16 protein-coding genes and 1 pseudogene are annotated in these 17,543 nt (G+C 68.4%); 7 read left to right on the top strand and 10 right to left on the bottom strand.

The window, feature by feature from the left end; translation table 11 throughout:
- Positions 1–188: 188 nt before the first annotated feature.
- The 3 genes from HW130_RS14145 to HW130_RS14135 all read left to right on the top strand — a co-directional run bounded on the left by HW130_RS14145 (position 189) and on the right by HW130_RS14135 (position 3,831).
- Entirely contained in the window at positions 189–1,733 is a 1,545-nt protein-coding gene (locus HW130_RS14145; protein ID WP_177149888.1) for an acyl-CoA carboxylase subunit beta, read from the top strand.
- A 75-nt stretch (positions 1,734–1,808) separates the two neighbouring features.
- Positions 1,809–2,036 carry an acyl-CoA carboxylase subunit epsilon gene (locus tag HW130_RS14140; RefSeq protein WP_177149887.1) on the top strand — a complete coding sequence of 76 codons (228 nt, stop codon included), beginning with the start codon at positions 1,809–1,811 and terminating at the stop codon, positions 2,034–2,036.
- 322 nt (positions 2,037–2,358) lie between these two features.
- On the top strand, positions 2,359–3,831 hold the full coding sequence (locus HW130_RS14135; RefSeq protein WP_177149886.1) for a hypothetical protein: 1,473 nt from the start codon (positions 2,359–2,361) through the stop codon (positions 3,829–3,831).
- Between the two features lie 44 nt (positions 3,832–3,875).
- Here HW130_RS14135 and HW130_RS36730 read toward each other — a convergent pair whose 3' ends face one another.
- On the bottom strand, positions 3,876–4,382 hold the full coding sequence (locus tag HW130_RS36730) for a hypothetical protein (RefSeq protein WP_309140431.1): 507 nt from the start codon (positions 4,380–4,382) through the stop codon (positions 3,876–3,878).
- A gap of 571 nt (positions 4,383–4,953) precedes the next feature.
- Positions 4,954–5,520, bottom strand: a complete 567-nt coding sequence (locus tag HW130_RS14125) for a GNAT family N-acetyltransferase (RefSeq protein ID WP_177149885.1) — start codon at positions 5,518–5,520, stop codon at positions 4,954–4,956.
- A 484-nt stretch (positions 5,521–6,004) separates the two neighbouring features.
- Here HW130_RS14125 and HW130_RS14120 point away from each other — a divergent pair, with 484 nt between their 5' ends.
- Positions 6,005–6,589, top strand: coding sequence for a DinB family protein (locus tag HW130_RS14120; RefSeq protein ID WP_177149949.1), 585 nt, complete (start codon positions 6,005–6,007; stop codon positions 6,587–6,589).
- Positions 6,590–6,815: 226 nt separating this feature from the next.
- Here the strand turns inward: HW130_RS14120 and HW130_RS14115 are convergent, their stop codons facing one another.
- The 4 genes from HW130_RS14115 to HW130_RS14100 all read right to left on the bottom strand — a co-directional run bounded on the left by HW130_RS14115 (position 6,816) and on the right by HW130_RS14100 (position 10,452).
- On the bottom strand, positions 6,816–8,282 hold the full coding sequence (locus HW130_RS14115; protein ID WP_177149884.1) for a SulP family inorganic anion transporter: 1,467 nt from the start codon (positions 8,280–8,282) through the stop codon (positions 6,816–6,818).
- An 8-nt stretch (positions 8,283–8,290) separates the two neighbouring features.
- Positions 8,291–8,872: a carbonic anhydrase gene (locus HW130_RS14110; RefSeq protein ID WP_177149883.1), complete on the bottom strand. Its 582-nt coding sequence runs from the start codon at positions 8,870–8,872 to the stop codon at positions 8,291–8,293.
- Positions 8,873–8,950: 78 nt separating this feature from the next.
- The gene (locus HW130_RS14105) at positions 8,951–9,352 is read right to left on the bottom strand and encodes a hypothetical protein (RefSeq protein ID WP_177149882.1); all 402 of its coding nucleotides are present in this window, start codon (positions 9,350–9,352) and stop codon (positions 8,951–8,953) included.
- 434 nt (positions 9,353–9,786) lie between these two features.
- Positions 9,787–10,452 (bottom strand): TetR/AcrR family transcriptional regulator, encoded by a 666-nt coding sequence (locus HW130_RS14100; RefSeq protein WP_177149881.1) that lies wholly within the window; start codon positions 10,450–10,452, stop codon positions 9,787–9,789.
- Positions 10,453–10,527: 75 nt separating this feature from the next.
- Between HW130_RS14100 and HW130_RS14095 the strand changes: the two genes are divergently transcribed.
- Together HW130_RS14095 and HW130_RS14090 are read left to right on the top strand one after the other, a co-directional pair.
- On the top strand, positions 10,528–10,992 hold the full coding sequence (locus HW130_RS14095) for an ester cyclase (protein ID WP_218183503.1): 465 nt from the start codon (positions 10,528–10,530) through the stop codon (positions 10,990–10,992).
- Positions 10,989–11,483, top strand: a complete 495-nt coding sequence (locus tag HW130_RS14090; RefSeq protein ID WP_177149880.1) for a DUF3237 domain-containing protein — start codon at positions 10,989–10,991, stop codon at positions 11,481–11,483. Before HW130_RS14095 ends, HW130_RS14090 begins: the two co-directional genes overlap by 4 nt.
- A gap of 472 nt (positions 11,484–11,955) precedes the next feature.
- Here the strand turns inward: HW130_RS14090 and HW130_RS36975 are convergent, their stop codons facing one another.
- The 3 genes and pseudogenes from HW130_RS36975 to HW130_RS14085 form a co-directional block, all read right to left on the bottom strand.
- Complete coding sequence (locus HW130_RS36975) at positions 11,956–12,348, bottom strand: DUF6210 family protein (protein WP_375256532.1); 393 nt, start codon at positions 12,346–12,348, stop codon at positions 11,956–11,958.
- Between the two features lie 169 nt (positions 12,349–12,517).
- Positions 12,518–12,809, bottom strand: a pseudogene (locus tag HW130_RS35915) (kinase); the annotation flags it as partial.
- Positions 12,810–13,269: 460 nt separating this feature from the next.
- Complete coding sequence (locus tag HW130_RS14085) at positions 13,270–13,488, bottom strand: hypothetical protein (protein WP_177149879.1); 219 nt, start codon at positions 13,486–13,488, stop codon at positions 13,270–13,272.
- Positions 13,489–13,744: 256 nt separating this feature from the next.
- Between HW130_RS14085 and HW130_RS14080 the strand changes: the two genes are divergently transcribed.
- A complete protein-coding gene (locus HW130_RS14080) occupies positions 13,745–16,333 on the top strand; it encodes a helix-turn-helix transcriptional regulator (RefSeq protein WP_177149878.1) in 2,589 nt (862 codons plus the stop codon).
- A 543-nt stretch (positions 16,334–16,876) separates the two neighbouring features.
- On the opposite strand, the gene HW130_RS14075 is transcribed toward HW130_RS14080, so the two are convergent.
- Positions 16,877–17,413, bottom strand: coding sequence for a hypothetical protein (locus HW130_RS14075; protein WP_177149877.1), 537 nt, complete (start codon positions 17,411–17,413; stop codon positions 16,877–16,879).
- Positions 17,414–17,543: the final 130 nt, after the last annotated feature.

Below are 17,543 nucleotides of genomic sequence, written 5' to 3'. Positions count from 1 at the left end.
TGCCTACGAAGCAGCTTCGGCGCCGGCCCTCGTCCGGTACGGCCTCACCGCCGACGGGCCGCGGCCACCCCCACCACCCAAGGGAGTCCTGCAGCGTCGGATCCCTGCCTACCTGTCTCGTACCGGGCGCAGTGTGCCCCGGAACAGCCCATCTGTCACCCACCCGCTCGCCAAAAAAGGAGGCGCCCATGGCCGCCGAGAACAAGGACCACCGTGGCGCTGCGGTGCGCAACAAACCCGTGGACCACTGGAGCGTCGAGGGCGCGGCCCCGGGGGCAGGGACGACCGCCCGGGAACGCGTGAGGCAGCTGGTCGATGAATCCTCCTTCCTGGAGTTGGAGGAGGCGGCCGCGCGACCGGGAGACGCCCGCCCGCGCGGCAGCGGAGTGGTTGCCGGGTACGGCACGGTCGACGGTCGGAGGGTGGCCGTCTATGCGGTCGACTGCATGGTTCCCGGTGACGCTCTGGACGAGGCGCTGGCCCGGAAGATCGTCAAGGTGATCGACTTCGCGCTCAAGACCGGCTGTCCAGTCGTTGCCATCCATGATGCCGGGTTGGCCGGCTGGGGGGACCGGACGAGCGCCCTCGGCCTCTACGGTGGAATCTTCCGCCGCCATGTGCACTGCTCGGGCGTGCTGCCCCAAATCTCACTCGTCTTCGGTGCGTGTGTCGGCAGCGCGGTGTTTTCACCGGCGTTGACCGACTTCACGGTGATGACGGAGGGGACCTCGTGTATGTTCACCGCTGCGCCAGACGCCATCGCCGTGGCCACCGGTGAGGATGTCGGCCTTCAAGAGTTGGGCGGCGCACGCACTCATGCCGCCGCCTCCGGCGTCGCACACTACATGGCGGGCGATGAGGAAGACGCCGTCGAGTACGTCAGGGCTCTGCTGTCGTATCTCCCGTCGAACAACTGTGACGAGCCGCCGGTACACCCCTGTGAGGTGGCCCGGGACAACTGCATCGAGGACCTGGAGCTGGACACGGTCGTTCCCGACTCCCCCAATCAGCCCTACGACATGCGGCAGGTCCTCGAGTCCGTGCTCGACGACGGGGAGTTCCTCGAGACGCAGCCACTGTTCGCCCCGAACATCATGACCGGCTTCGGCCGGGTGGAGGGCAGCCCGGTCGGCGTGGTCGCCAACCAACCGCTGCACTTCGGCGGGTGCCTGGACATCGACGCCTCCGAGAAGGCAGCCAGATTCGTTCGGACCTGCGACGCCTTCAACGTGCCGATACTGACGTTCGTCGACGTTCCAGGTTTCCTCACAACAGTCGCTGAGGAACACAACGGCATCATCCGACGCGGGGCAAAGCTGATATACGCCTACGGTGAGGCCACGGTCCCCCTCGTCACCGTCATCATCCGCAAAGCGTACGGCGGCGCGTACGACGTGATGGGCACCAAGCCCCTGGGCGCCGATCTCTGCGTGGCATGGACCACCGCACAGATCGCTGCGGCCGGTCCCCACACTGCCATGGCTCCCCTCTTTCCGCACGAGCCGGTCCCAGCCGACCACAGTGGAGTTGCCTCGGCGGAGGAGCGGCGGGCCACGCTGATGGCCGATTACGCACAGACACTGCTCACCCCTGCGGCCAGTGGAGAACGCGGCGACATCGATGCGGTGATCAGGCCGTCCAGGACACGTCAGTACATCGTCCGCGGTCTGCGGGCGCTGCGCACGAAGCGGGAGGCCCTTCCTGCGAAGAAGCACGGCAACATCCCCCTGTAAGACAGGTGTTGGGCCTGCCAGTTGGTGCGCCGCACCCATGACACACGTTCTTCCGGCATCAGGAGCAGGCATCCCATGGATTCCATCGAAGTGCTGTACGGGCGGCCCACCCCCGAGGAACTGGCCGCGGTCGTCGCGGTGCTCAGAATCCGTGCGGCGCACGCCGCGGCCGCCGGCCCGGCAACGCTCCGCACAGGGCGTTCGGCCTGGGCGGACCGCGCAGCCGCCATCGGGGTGCGCCCGCAGGCCCTCGACCGCCTGACCGGCCTCCCCCGCACCGCCTACGGCTGGCCGGCCGGGTGATGTCCGGCCTTGGTACGAAGCTCGTCGGTAACGCTCGCAAACCGACGCTGCCGGGCGCCGCACAAGGTGAGAGGAACTCACGGTGGGTAGGGCAAGCAGGAGCCGCAAAGAAGTCAGAATGAGGACGCGGGCGGGCACTCGAGCAAGGACACCGTCACAGGACGAGCGACTGGAGCAGGTCCTCGGCTCCATTCGTGGTCGCCAACTGTCACCAGCCGCCGGCCTGTTCATGGGTTATGCCGAGGTCGTCACCAGACTGCAGGCCGGAGCGGCCCACCCTTGGCACTCAAAGTGCGATCCGCTTGACCTTCTGTTCCTGGGCATGTGCAGGGGCGAGTCCCCGAAGGGCGAGGCCTCCTTCGCCAACGCGCGGGACGCCTGGTTGGACGTACTGCGCGAGAACCGGCAGTGGCCCGCCGTCGCGGAGCTGCTGGAGCGCATGCTCGCGCTCAGCAAAAGGCTGGATGTGCCCATCGACACCCCGCAATTGTTCCTGGAGCTGTCCGCGGACCTCTCAACCGCTGAGCGGTGCATGGAAGCGCTCCCTTTGGGCCTCCATCCTGCCGAGGCACTCGCCGAGCACCGATCAATCGTCGACATCAACCTCCGTGAGCGGCTGCCCGAACCCACCCGGGGCTCCCACCGCGCGGCCGATGCCGTGCGGACGCTCGCGGCCATCGAGATCGAGCTGCCCCACGACCTCACTCCGGCCGACGCCCTCCGCATCGGCCTGCGGACTCTCACCGCGGCCAACGTCACCGCAGCCGACCACGAACTCGTACTGCTCGCCCTCTTCCTGGGATACACCGGATACGCCGGGGGCACGGCCGACATCACCGCAGCGCTTGCTCGCGAGCGCGCACAAAACTGGGTGGCCGGACTTCCCGAACGAGCTCCGGTCACCGCGGTCGCCGACCTCGCCTGCCGGGCAATGGCCCAGCGCCTGGGCAGTGCGGAGACGCTCGCGCGGCTGATGACGCTGCCCCAAGTTCACGTCCCGGCCGAGCCCGCCCACGTCTCCTGGCGATCAGAGGTCGGCATCGCCGCCGTACGCGAGGCCCTTGCCCTGTGGCCCGGAACTTGCGTCCGGACCAGCGAGCACGAACACATCGCGCTCGGAGAGCAGGCCGCGGCCTTGGTGGAGTTCCAGCGGAAGCTGCGGGAAGCACAGCTCCAGCGGCCGCTGCATCTCAACGATCCGCTGTTCGACCCGTCCATTCTCGACCTGCCCGAGCCGCCGTGGCTGGCCCTGCTCGAAGAAGCCGGCCTGTCGGTCACATCACTGCATGCCTCGCGGACCACCGGACTGACACCACCGGGACCAGCCGGATTCACCAAGACCTCCCACCAGCGTGCATGGAGGGCGGCCATCGACGACTTCCTCCATGCACACCCGGAGCACGAGAAGGACTACGACCCCGAGCACGACGCCGGTGTCGCCGAGACGCTGGCCTTCACGCTGGGCATGAAGACAGCCGCCATCGACCCCTCGGTGGGCGCAGGGACCATCGCCGAGATCCGCAGGGACCCCGACGGCCCGGCCGCAGCAATGACGCTCCGGACCGCGGTCACGACGGCCGGTCCTCTCCTCGACGCAAGCCTGGTTGCCGCGGCGAAGGAACATGCCCGCGCCTTCGACGGCCACGGCCTGGCGCGCGACATCGAGCCGGCTGCCGCCCTTCTGTCTGGGCACCGCGAGGGCTTCACCGACCCCAATGCGACAAGGCAGGGCCGCAGGCTGGCCCCCGCATTGTTCTGCCTCACCGTCGCGGCCGCCGCACGGACTCCCCGCTGACCCGCACAGCGCGGGCAGAGTCACGCCTGATCGAGTCCAGGATGTCAGTCTTCACTCGTCACGCGGCGCACGACAGCAATGCGCTGAAAGGCGGTCTCCCGCATGCGAAGTGACCTCGCACGCTTCCGGGCCCGTGGCCTGCGGTGCGTGGCCGAACTCGACGAACGGGGCCGCGACTTCCTCGCCGGTACCTGACCTAAGCGGCACCCAGAGAAGCGGCGGACGACCGGCTCCAAGTAGTCCGCGTGCGGACCGGCCAGACCGGCCAGTTCGTCCGGTGAGCGCACCAGGGCGATGTCGTCGAGTTCAGGTTCGCGGCCCAGCACGCGCTCGGCTGCCGCAGCAGCGGTGAAGTCTGCGCGCAGCGTGGCCTCGGGAAGGGCCGGGGCGAGGTAGGACAGGCCGATACTGCCGTTCTCGCCGCGGGTGACGACCCACAGCTTCAGGTCCTCGGCGGCCGCGCCGATCCCCAACTCCTCGGCGAGCTCTCGCGCGGCCTGGCCGGCCAGTGCCGACTTGTCCAGCACCGCCCCGTCCCGGGGAGGCTCCACAGCCCCCCTGGCAACTGCCGGCGGCCCGGGGCGCCCGTCGAGGGCGACATCCTCGCTGCCGGCACACGGCCGTCGTCCGTCGGCTGGACGACGTTCACGAACAACGAGGGCAGTGCCGTGGCGCCGGGAACGCGACGCAAGGCGTAATGCCGGTAGGTCACCCGCGCCCAAAAGAGGCGCAGGATCCCCGGGCCAGTCCACTCCAGTCCCCCACACGCCACCACAGGCCCGTCGAAGAGGGCGGGGTTGGCCCGGACTGCCATGTCCCACACCCGGTCTCGGGCCTCAGCATCCCGGGGTGGCAGCGGCGGCGCCGCAGCTTCGGTCAGCAGGAGCCGTTCAACGTCGAAGAGGTCAATGCCCACGGGGGCAGTCTCTCGGTCACCGGCCCATCGTAGAACCCGCTCCAGGCTTGACCGCCGACTTCATACGTGAGTTCAGTGTCTGCCTGAGATCCCACGCTGTGCCCCGGAGGTTCTGACCCCTGAACGGGAGTCAGGCAGATGCAGAGGGGTGTGTGCTCCCTGTCCGTGAGTGCGAGAGACACGGCAAGGAGTGGGCGATGGTGTAGTCACCGTACTGACGGATGACGGTGGGTGGCCCAGTACTCGCCAGCAGTGATGCCCATCAGCACTACGTCGTGGTAGCTGCCGGCGAAGAATTCATGCTGGCGAAGCCGCCCCTCCTCGACGAAGCCCAGCTTGCGGTAGAGGGCAAGGGAGGCATCGTTGAAAGCGTAGATCTCTACTTCACACTTGTTGCAGCGCTGCTCGGCGAACATGTAAGTAAGGAGTAGTTCGGTGGCTTCGACCGCGTAACCCTTGCGGCGGTTGTCAGGGGTGATCGAGATGCCCGTCTTGAATCTTCCTGCCCGACTGTCGGTTTCGCCGACTGTCACAGAGCCTGCGAAAGCACGGTCGGCCAGCGCCTCGATGACCAGCCGAAATGCTTCACCACCTGGCGGACGTCCAGCGCGCTCGGCAGTCCAGACACGAAAGCTTTCCTCAGAGCGGGGAGGCTCGATCAGGTCAGCATTGCGGACATCGACGGTGTGCTGAGCCAGGTCGCGGAAGCCTTCCCAGTCTTCCGGCTCGACGCCCCGCAGACGTACCCTCTGACCAGTCCACATGTCACCCATGGCGCCCACCACTTCAATCGGTTGCAGGCGCTGTCGGCCATACATGTCAGATGCCAGATGATATCGCCGGCATACGATTGCGCCTTGAGCATTTTGAAGTCAACGGCTCGTCGTCGGCTGAGGGATGCTTCTGCGCGGTGAGAGAACCTGAGCAAGTGCGCCGGTCAGGGCGGCGAGGGTGAGGATCGCGGCGAATGTGGTGGCGGCCCGCCTGAGGGCGGCGGGGTAGGTGGCGCCGCCCAGACGGATCAGGGGCCCGCCGGCCGGGCCAAGTCCGCACCGGAGCCGCGGGCGAAAGCTACTTCGTGCAGGTCGTCAACACGACGGGCCAGGACGTAAGAGGGTGTCTCACCTGGCAAGTTTCGCGAGCTTCTTGTAGCAGGTCAGGGCGGCGGCCATGGCCAGGCCTCGGCTCTGCCAGTCGCTGCGGACCACGTACGGAAGATCTTGAGACGACGAGCAGCCCATGGCAGGCTCATGCCGCATGATCGATGAATTGGCGAAAGACAACCTGCACGGGAGACTGCGGCGGGACCGCAAGGCGCTGCTCTGGAAACTCGACGGCTTGTCCGAATACGACGCCCGCCGACCTTTGACAGCGACCGGGACCAACCTCCTCGGCCTGGTCAAACACGTGGCCACCGTCGAGGCCAGGTACTTCGGCGAGGTCTTCGACCGCCCTTCCCCGGAACCGCTGTCCCGGTGGCAGGACTCCAACGGCAGCGATCTGTGGGCGACCGAGGACGAGACCCGCGATCAGATCATCGGGTTCTACCGGCGCACGTGGGAACACTCGGACGCGACGATCAACGAGCTTCCCCTCGACGCCCCCGGCCACGTGCCGTGGTGGCCGGAGCCTTATGCCGACACGAACCTGTTCGCCATCATGGTCCATGTCCTCGGCGAGTCCATCCGGCATGCCGGGCACGCCGATATCCTGCGCGAGGGCCTCGACGGCCGGACCGGGTTGCGCGCCGAACACGAGAAGCAGATCGACGAGGAAGCCCGTGCAGCCTACTGCGCGAAGATCGAGCAGGCCGCCAGGTCGGCCGCACCAATCAAGGCTTAGAGGTTGTCTCACGTGTCTTGATGTTCGTGCGGCATGATGCCGGTCGTCGGTGCTGATCTCCTGATCGCTGCCGAACTCGGTCAGGCGGCCTGACTGCCCGTACCGGAGGGATTCCTCACCGACGCGCGTACGACTGCGGGGTCGATGTTCAGGTGTGCCATTCCCACGTCATCAGGCGGGGCGGTACGCGACGTCGGTTGCGTACCGCCCCGCCTGTCCTGGGGTGTCAGCTCGCCAAGGTGACCTTCACCGGCTCGGTGCCTGTTTCACTGTGCCGCTCGGCCCAGTTCTCCAGCGCCGTGCGGCAGGCGTGGTCCAGGTGGTGCAGCCCGGACAGGTCCAGCTCGACCGGTCGGTCTTGCGGCAGCGCCTCCAAGCTGTCGAGGATCTTCGGCAGCCGCAGGAAGGTGGCGTTGCCCGAGAGGTACGCCTGGACGGGGCCGGCGCCCTTGTCGATGACCTCGAGCTTGATGTGCGAGGCCTCCCAGGCGGTCTTGGCGACCGACAGCGCCAGACCGATCAGCACGCCCTCGAACATGTTGACCGCGACGATCGCCACGGCCGTGACCACCAGGATCAGCGCCTCACCGCGGTGTGTCCGCCACAGCGGCACGATCTGCCGGAACGGGATGAGCTTCCAACCCGCGTGCACGAGGATTCCGGCGAGGGCGGGAAGCGGGATCAGCGCCAGAGCCGCCGGCAGCAGTGCCGCGAACAGCAGCAGCCACACGCCGTGCAGAACGCGGGAGGCCTTGGTCTTCGCGCCCGCTTGGACGTTGGCCGAGCTGCGCACGATCACGGCGGTCATCGGCAGCGCGCCCAGCAGCCCGCACACGGCATTGCCCGTGCCCTGTGCCATGAGTTCCTTGTCGTACGCGGTACGCGGCCCGTCGTGCAGCCGGTCCACGGCCGCCGCGCTGAACAGGCTCTCGGCGGATGCGATCAGTGCGAAGGCGATGATGGTGCCGAAGATGGCCGAGCTGGCCAGTTCGCCGAAGGCGTCGGCCCCGGGCGGCTGGATCGCGCCGAGGAGTCCCTGCACCTCGACCGTCGCGACCGGCAGGCCGAACGCCAGCGAGGCGAGCGTGGCCAGCGCGACCGCCGCGAGCGCGCCTGGCACCGCCTGGGCCCGCTTTGGCATCCGCTTCCACAGCACCATCACGGCGATGGTGCCCGCGCCGACCCCGAGCGAGGCCAGGGCCTCGGTGCTGCCCAGGGCGCGGACGAGCGCCTCTGGCAACTCTACGATCTTGTCGATGCCGGACGCCGGGGCCTTCAGGCCCGCCGCCGCGTACAGCTGTCCCGCGATGATCACGAGCCCGATGCCGGCCAGCATGCCCTCGACCACTGAGACCGAGATGGCCCTGAACCAGCGGCCCAGCTTCAGTGCGCCCATGGCGAGCTGGAGCAGCCCGGCTGCCAGCACGATGATGCCGAGCGCGGGGAGCCCGAATTCGCGGACGGCCTCGAAGACCAGGACGGTCAGGCCCGCTGCCGGCCCGGACACCTGCAGGCTGCTGCCGGGCATCAGTCCCGTGACGATGCCGCCCACGATGCCGGTGACCAGGCCGAGTTCTGCCGGGACGCCGGAGGCGACGGCCACGCCGACGCACAGCGGCAGCGCGACCAGGAAGACGACGAGGGAGGCGGCGAAGTCGTGCTTGATGTAGGGGAACTTGGTCGTCGCAGTCATGGCGCCGCTCACAGGGACTCGAAGGTGTCGGTGTCCGCGAGGTGTTCGCGTACGGTCCCGGTGTGCACTTCGTAGTACCAGCCGCGCACCCGCAGCCGTCCCTCGGCCACTCCCTTTTCCACACAGGGGTAGGAGCGCAGGCGGAGCAGCTGGGCGAGCACGTGGTGCTGCACGGCCGCGGCGACCGCCGGGTCGCCCGGGTCGGCCGACACCGGCTTGTCCGCGGCGTGCGCGAGCCAGTCGCGTACGGCGGGCACGGCGTCGAGGTCGTCGCCGCGCACCAGCGCGCCGACGGCACCGCAGTGCGAGTGGCCGCATACGACGATGTCCGGGACGCCGAGCACCTGCACGGCGTACTCGATGGTGGCGGCCTCGGCGGTGGGGCGCTCGGAGACGTACGGGGGGACGATGTTGCCCGCGGTGCGCAGCTCGAAGAGCTCACCGGGGCGGGCGCCCGTGATCAGGGCCGGTACGACCCGGGAATCTGAGCAGGTGATGAAGAGCACCTGTGGTGACTGGCCCTCGGCGAGCTTGGCGAACTCCTCAGGGCGCTGTCCGAAGGTACGGGCGTTGTCGATGAGGGGCTGCATATGTGGTGATTCCTCCTGGCGCGCCGCGTGGCGCGTCGGACGGGCAGGACAACGTGGGGGGTGGAGACTGCTCCGCTGTCAGCAGCGGAAGACCTGGAGTGCGGCCGGGAAGTGGGCTGTCGAAGTTCTCGACAAGCTGTGGTGCCCGGCGCTGAGCGCGGCCGGTTCCTCCGCAGCGGCCGGATCCTGCGCCACCAGCAGGGGACGCTCGGACGGCTGCGGCGCGGAGTCGGCGGCGCGGTTCTGGTGGAGGGTACTCAGGGGGAAGGCCGGGCCGCCGACGTAGCCGACGTCGGGACCGGCGACGGCCTCATTGCGCAGCGTTGTCCCAGAGGGTTTGATTCCGGACTGGGCTTTGGCCTCAGCATGACGGGCCGCGTGCGCCGGTGCGAACGGCACCGCGGATGCCAGGAGCGGGAGGGCGAGCAGGACGGCAGCGAGGACCGCGAGCGCGGTCCGGGCCGTCGTACCTCCGAACATTCGCCCCTCCAGTGCAGTTCACACTTCTTGCGCGTGCCAACGATTGGTCAACGACTGGTCAAGAAACACGTTAACCGGGCAGAGTTGTTTGCTGGGTTAACGCAACGTTTCGTGCCGGAGAGAGCCCGAAAATGGAGGCCGGATTGACCTGAAATGGCTCTTGACCTGCGAGGATTGGCACGGTAGCTGATGCCCCGTTTCCGCTGGCCTGTACACCCGGCAGGGAACAAACGCGTGGGCCGGGACCCTGGCGAACACCGTGCCTGCTTCCCGCTGGGCTGCTGGACCCGTGGCCAAGCCGCTTGGCGGTCAGCTGGCGGCGAGGCAGTGCCTTCCCCGAACGGCGGCACGTCGTCTGTGGTTATGTCCAGCCGCAGGCGCACATAGCGCGTGGATGGCGCCAATGCCCCGCGGAAGGGTGTGGGCCATCCCTGTCAGTGAGGCGGGGTCAGGAACTCTTTGACGATCCGCCGGACCTTGGATGGGACGGTGGAGTCCCCCAAGCGCAATGCGGTGTTTGCGGCGGTGAGGACGGCGTCGATGTGAAACGCCGTGAGTTCCGTGTCCAACTCGGCGATCTCACCGTTGTCCACTGCCTGGCGCAGCTCGTCGGCGAGGAGGCCGAGCCAGGCGTTGCGGTGGAGCAGCAGGGTGTCACGGACCTTGCCGGGCCGACTGTCGAAGTCCGGGAGGGTGGCGGCCCAGAAGCAGCCTCCGGCGAACAGGGGCGCCTCGGCGTACGCGATCCAGTTCTCTGTCAGCGACTTCAGCCGGGCAGCGCCGGCCGGTGCGGTCTGCGCAGGGCGGATGACCGCTTCGGCGAACTCGCGACGCGCCGTCTCGGCGGCGGCGAGCTGAAGGTTCTCCTTGGTTTTGAACAGTGTCTGGATGCCGCTCTTGCTGATTCCGAGGTCGGTGGCCAGGCGGCCGATGCTGAGGCCGTTGAGCCCCTCCAGCGAGGCGATGTCGACGGCGCGGCGTGCGATCTTGTGTCTGGCCCGGGCACCGCGCACGAGGCGTTGGTCGGCCACGACTGCGACCGCCGCTTCGACCGAGGGAACGGCTGCTGCCGAGCTGGGGGGCCCTGTCTGTTCGTTCATCGATCCATCCTGTCATGTGCTTGCCTCAAGCATACGACCGATCGTATCTTTTGTTTCCCGCTGAAGGAGGCTGCCATGCATGACCGACGGATGTTCGAGCTGGCACACGCGCTTGCTGTCGCCAAGAGCCGACAGGACGTTCCCGCCGCGCTGCGGGTGCTCCACCCCGACATCCTGCTCGAGACCCCGGCCTTCGGCACGACCGCCCGGGGCTTGGCTCAGAACGAGAGGGTGCTGAGGCGGTTCTTCGTCTCGTTCCCGGACTATGAAGTCGCGCTGGGCGGTCACGCCGGCAACGACGACACGCTCGTGTGCTGGGGGACGGCACGGATGACCATGACGGGCGACCGGTTCGGCGTTCTCTCCAATGGCAACCGGGCCGAGGTGCCGGTGTTCGTCCAGTTCACCTTCAAGGACGACCTCATCGCGAGTGAGCGGTTCTTCTTCGACCTCGCGACGCTGTGCGCCCAGTCCGGAGTCTCCACGGACGCGGTCCGACGCACGTTGTTCCCCGAGATCACGGAGGGAGATGCCGCATGACAACAGACCCTCGTGTGAAGGACGTTGGGAGCATCCGGACGGCGCACCTTTTCGACATCGTCGTCGACCTGAACCCCCGCCTGCCCATCGGCAGCGGGCCGTTCGGCCGACGGGTCCTCTTCGGAGCCGCCGGCGGCACGTTCCACGGCCCCAGGCTGAGCGGAGATGTCGTGCCCGGAGGCGGTGACTGGGCGTTGTTCGACTCCGATGGAACGATGACCTTGGACGTACGCCTCACTCTGCGCACCCACGACGGCGCTCTTCTGCACATGACCTATGGCGGCCGTTGGGTAACCCCGCCCACGCTGCGCGACGCCATGACAGACCCCGCCGAGCGGCACCGGATCGACCCCGACCGCTACTACTTCCGGACCAACCCGCTCTTCGAAACCGGAGCCGAGCCTTACACATGGCTCAACGGAATCGTCTGCGTGGGCTCGGGCTACCTCGTCGAGGGCGGAATCGCGTACAAGGTCTCCGAGGTCTTGTGACAGGTGGCGGCCGCCGTGGCCGGCGCGCACCTCGTATGGATCTCGGCCGCCCGCCCGGGCCGGTCCTCGGAGATCACCACCGCCCGCCACGACAAGATCCCCGCCTGGCCGCGGGAGACCGGCCTCTGCACCCCGCCAGTGGCGGACCGGCCCGCACCGCCCCGAACCCGACCTCACCCCCGATCCAGAGGATGTGGCTGCGCTTACGGGCATCTGCGCAAGGCGTTCGAGGACGGGAAGAACGAGCCCGGAGCCGCAGACTCATACGCTCTGACCTGCAACGTTTCTTGATCACTCGGCGCTTGCGCCTGTCGGCCTGGGGCAGGCAGCATGCGTAGTCGCAACACGTGCAAGGGGTGGGAATGCGAAGACCGTCGGACGCTGGAGAGTCGTGCTCGCGCTGCTCCCGACACTCGTCGACGCGGCCGCATGCCAGACGGGGAGACAAGGACCGGACGTCGGGGAAGGCGGTCTACGGCCGGCCGCAGGCCGAGCAGTTCCACGCGGCCCAGCAGGCCACAAGGGAAGCGGACGCCGCCGCGTCGCCGCGACACTGACGTACAGGAGCGCCGCCGGCGACACAGTGCACACGACCATCGGCAGCCAGGACCACTCCGCAGGATCCGCACGGGCGACGTCCAGTCTCCGGGTCCCGGCAGACTTCCCCGAGCCTGCCGCCGAGTTCCTCGCGGAGCCGGGCACGACCGAACACTGGCACCAGGAAGCCCTCCACCTGCCCCTGCCGGCACATGTGACCTCCGTACTCCTGGCGGTAGAAGACGTAGGTCCGTGCCTCGACCAGTAGGCGCAGCGCAGCCCGCTCGCACCAGACCCTTGCGCGGCGCTGGTCAGGTCCCCGGGCCAACCGGATCTCCCAGGGCGGCCGGGCTGGTCCGGGTCATCAGGGGGTGTCGCCGGAGTAGTAGAAGCGACAGCTCAGGCCAGGGCCGGGCGCGCGGGGTTCTGCGGGGCGTGGGCCGGGCAGGGTGCGGCCGCCGGGAACTGGCCGAGTTCGGTGGACAGCGGTGCCCCGGTCAGCGGTCCAGTGCGGGCAGGTGGGCCAGGCCGGTTTCGGACATGATGCGGTCGACGGTCTCCTGCAGGGCGCTGTCGGCACCGATGACGGTCTCGAGCCGTCCGGCAGCAGATCGCGCGGCCGGTACCAGTCAAGCGCAGCTGCGTCTCGTTCACGTCATCAGCGGTCGGCTCGGTGGCATGCCCAACGAAGGTTTCGCCGAACGGCACGTCCAGGTAGTACCCGTGAGTCGGACCGCGGTGGTCGGCGCGCGGCTGAGCGAGCATGTCGCCGTAGTGGTCGGCGTAGAGGTCCGGACGTCGACGTCCTGCCGACCACGCGTACCAAGGTCGACTGCCACAGCGCCTGCCGCTGCTCGGCTCGGCCTTCATCCGACGCGTCGCGGTTTGGTGCGCCCACTTTGTGGTGGGCGCGGCGGCTGTATGCCTGACCGGTGACGAGGACGCGTCCCACGTCGTGGCGGGTGGCCGGGTGGCGGTTCTTCGAGCCCGGTGCCGGCGTGGCAAGGACCCGCAAGCGACTGGAGCGACCGGGGAACCGGAACAGTGCAGGCGGCCTCGACCGACGGGGAGTCCACGGTCAGCCGTCACGGGGAACAGGCAGCGGCCCTTGCCGGTGTCCGTGATCACAGCCACCGCCCGCGCCGGGGCTCGCCCATCCGCTTGCGTCGTGCGTCCTTCGGCCCGGGGCGGGAGCGGTTCACCCTGCGCGGCCGGGAGCCACGGACCGGAGGCCACGGACCGCGCGCCATCACCGCCTCGTGGCCGCGAGGACCGCTGTCATCAACAGGGCTCCCCCGCTGAAGGCAGCCTGCAGCGCAGCCCCCACCGCCGGGTGCTGGTGTGCCACGTACGCCAGGCCGGCCAGCAGCAGACAGCCCGTCACGAGCCAGTGCACGATGCGTCCGGCGACTGAGTCGGTCCGGGGCGCGGTGTCCGGCGTGGGGCTGCGCTGGTCGTCGTTGCTCATCCTGGGCTCCTTCGTGTCGGACATGCGCGGGCGCACACGAGTGGATCGAGACGCGGGTGGAGCCTGAAGGCTGCTCGGCGGTGGTGAAAACGCCGTTTCCGCCCGGGAGGCACTCCCTTGGGTATGGAATGGCAGCGCTGTCCCGGCTCCGGGGCCGCGTCTTCATTTCTAGAGCCGGTCGGACGCCGCCGGCCAGGGCGTTCAGGCCGTGGTCAACGAGTGAACGCCGGTGAACGGGCAGGGACGAGGAGAGCACATGCCAGGACGTGGAGGCTTCCAGGCGAGAGGCCCCCGGCGCCCTGATCCGCAGTCGGTGGAGCCGGGAGATCACCACTGGGCGGTGCTGATGCGCCGTGTCTACGACGAGCTCTATGAGCGCGGTGAGCCCGCTGAGCGGCCCACCCTGACCGCTCTGGCCGACGCGGCTCATGTGCACAAGAGCTACGTCTCACAGATCTTCTCCGGGAAGAAGCATCCTCAACGGGAGGTGTTCCTGTCCCTGGTGCGGGCTCTGGGCGGGAACCCGTCGCAGTGGGAGCCGCGTTGGCATGCCGCGGTCGCGCAGACGCGGGCCGGGGAGCGGGGGGACGGCCTGCGGCTGCCGGGCGTCGACGACGAAACCCCCGAGGCCGCGGTGCCTGGTGCCGTACCCGGCTGGCCGGCCCGTCGCCATCTCACCCGTCGCTTCCTGCGCATGGTCATGGGCTGGCTGGTCACGGTCGCCACCTGGCCGACGCGGATGCGCAGCGACAAGGCGGCAGCGAAGCTCAGGCGAAGGATGCTCAAGAGGGTGCGGGCCAAGACCGCGGACGAGATCCGCCGCGCCGAGTCCCATTACTACCTCTGTCCCCGGTTCGTGATCTGGCGGGACCCGGAGGGAAGCGGAACCGGCCGGACGACGCGGGGAAGGAGGACACGGCGTTCCGAGCCCGTTCGCGTGCCAGCCTCCGAAACGGAAATCCGTGTGCTGTTCGACGACGTCGACGAGGTCGTGGTGCTGGGCAGGCCTGGGCTGGGCAAGACCACCCAGCTCGCCCGGCTCGGGCACCAGCTCGCTGTCGAAGCCCTGGAGCAAAACAGCAGCGCAGAGCCGTCACCGATACCGGTCTTTCTGAGCCTGGACAGCTACCGCGGGGAACCCATGGAGGAGTGGCTGGTCTCGGCGATGGGCCGGGGATCCTACGAGCTGCCCGCCGTACTCGTGCGCACCTGGCTGAGCCGGCGGCAACTGCTGCCGGTACTGGACGGTCTGGACGAGGTGCCCGAGGCGGAACGTCCTCGCTGCGTCGAGGAACTGCGCCGGCTGCGGGTGCAGTGCCCCGGCATAGCCATCGGCTGCCGTACCGACGAGGCCGATCTGCGGCGTCTGGCGCGCAGCATCGGCGCCCTGCGCTACGCCGAGCTCCTGCCGCCCACGCGCCAGGACGTCCAGGACTTCCTGGCCTGCGACATCGAAGCCCTCAAAGACGTGAGCGCCGCCCTGGAGGCCGATCCCGACCTGTGGCCGCTGCTGCAGTCACCGATGGTGCTGAACGTCATCCACGTCGCGTACCGCAACCGGTCGGCGGCCGAGCTTCGGGAACCGGGCAGCCTGACGGACCGTCGAGGTCGCATTTTCGACACCTACATCCGGCGGTGCCTGGCGGACGGCCGCCCTGGGGCATACGACGAGCCGGAACGCACTCTTCACTGGCTCACCTGGCTCGCCCGCACGCTCACCGAGCGCGGTGAGCACGTGCTGCATCTGGATCGACTGGATCTGACCTGGCTCTCGCCGGCCCAGCAGGTCCTGCCGAAGAGTGTGCCGAACGTCGTCATGTCGGCCGTGGCCCTCGGGGTGCCGTTGGTGTGGGTGGTGGTCGCCACCCAGGCCGGGGTGATACGGACGAGCCTTTCCGACGCGGCGGCGTTCGCTGTGGCCATGGCGCTCACCATCGCCGGCCAGGCGTACAGGTCCGAGAAGCACTACGCCACGTCGCCGTCCGAACGGGGATCGACCGGGCCCGACGAACCGGGCAGCATCCTCATTCCCTTCGGGGCGAACATGCCGGTGATGCTCTTCAACTTCTTCTGGCTGGTGGTGTTGCTGCGGGCCGATCTGACCGCACCGGGCGTCCTGGTGATCGGACTCGGCTACCTGTGGGTGACCGCCACACAGTTCGACGCCGCGTTCACCGACGTCTACTCACCGGTCGAACAGCTGAGGTGGACCTGGCGGCGTCAGGAGCGGACGCTCTGGTCGCCGACCAAGCAGAACTACATCCGAGGCATCGTCACCATCTTCCTTGTGGTGACGAACGTCCTGCTGTTCGGGTACGTCCTTCATCTGCTCTGCCCCGACCCGTGGTGGATCGGTCCCGCAGCGACCCTCCCCCTCGGGGTGCTCTACGCCTTCGGTAACCAGCTCGAGCCATCCCTGCAGGACCGGCGTCCCCGTCCCAATGAAGGAATCCGCCGCACCCTGCGGTTCTCCCTGATCCAGGGCATAAGCACGTGCCTGTTGATCGGCCTGGCACTCTTCGCTCTCATCACCCTGACCTCGCCGCAGGACGACCGGGCGCGCAGCGCCTGGTTCGTCGCCCTGCTGCTCGGCAGCCTCTACGGTCTGGCCCGAGCCTTCCGCTACGGCGGCCTCGCCATCCTGCGGCACTGGACGATACGCGCAGTCCTGGCGCAGAGCGGCAGCTCGCCCTACCGGTACCGCCGCTTCCTGCACACGGCGGAACAGCGCATTCTGCTGTACCGCGCCGACAGCGGTTTCTCCTTCCCGCACCGCCTGCTCCAACTGCACATGAACACCACAGCGGCGGAGCTGCTGCCGCGTGTCACCCCCAGACGCGAGTAGTCGTGGGTCCGAGCAGCAGGGCACGCTCGCTTCGAGGGATGTCGTGGGCATGGCGGCGCATCTCCATCTCGCCGTAATAGAAGTCGGCGGCGCCGGTTTCGTGCTTGCCGTCCTCGAAGGCCTTGCGTAGCTGTGCCGACCACCGCCGAGGGCATGCCGCTGTCCTGGTGCCTGGCGAGCTCCAAGCTCGGTGAGCGGGAAGTGATGACCGCACTGCTGGAACGCGACCAGCACCTCGTCCGCACTGGTCAGGTGATCCTCGCGGACAAGGGCTTCGCCGTGCGGGAGTTCGAGGCGTTTCTCGACGAGCGCCTGGGCGTCCGTCTGTTACGGCCGGACCGGAAGAACGAGCCCGTCCGCCACGGCCGACTTGCCCGTGCCCGTCAGCGGATCGAGGCCCCATGCGGGGTCTCCAGCCTGCGGGGAATTCCCCCTGAACCAGGGGGAACCAAGAGACCTGAAGGGCATTCCCCCCGCTCTGGATGCCGACCTGCCGGTCAGCATCCAGACCGTCGGGGCGGCTCAGCGTACGGGGCGTCGGGTTCAGTCGGTGATGTACCAATCGTTCTTGAGGTACTCCAGGGTGCAGCTGCCGAGGTCGCTCTCGGAGAAGGTTGCGGAAGCCCTCACCGCTTCGACCGGCATCTCGATCTTGTAAGGCGTTCGCACGGCGATGCGCTGCGGGTCGACCGTCGCGGTTTGCAGGGCCTTCTTCTGCGCGGGCGAGATCATCTGGAACACGACGGAGTACGTCGACGTGCACGGGCCGGAGCCCTGGTCCTGTGCCTTCTTCGCGGCGGGCCCGGCCACTTCGCAGACCGTGTCGATGTCCTCACGGCCCAGGGCGTGGAGGTACTGCTCGTACCGCTGGATCGCGCCCTCCTTCGTCCTGGGTGCGGGCTGGTCGCCGGTTGGCTCGGCCGACGGCTTCTCGGTCCGAGCGGACACGGACGGCGTGGCCGACGGCTCTTCGGCGTCCATAGACGGGGACGGCTGCGAAGGCTTCGCGTCCGTGTCCTCCTCCGAATTCTCCGGACCGCACGCGCACGCCACCAGCGCCACACAGGCCGATACCGCCACGCTCACCATCGTCCGAGCTTTCATTCGGATCCCCCGTCACCAGCCGACAACACGTCAAGAGTCACGCACCATCCCGGGGAACGGTTCCCGAGCCGGTCCGGGCGGAACGCCGACCAGTTCACGGAGGGCC

Origin of the sequence: Streptomyces sp. PKU-EA00015 (assembly GCF_013387495.1) — a bacterium.
In the GTDB taxonomy this organism is placed as follows: domain Bacteria; phylum Actinomycetota; class Actinomycetes; order Streptomycetales; family Streptomycetaceae; genus Streptomyces.
This window is presented reverse-complemented; position numbering and strand designations above follow the sequence as displayed.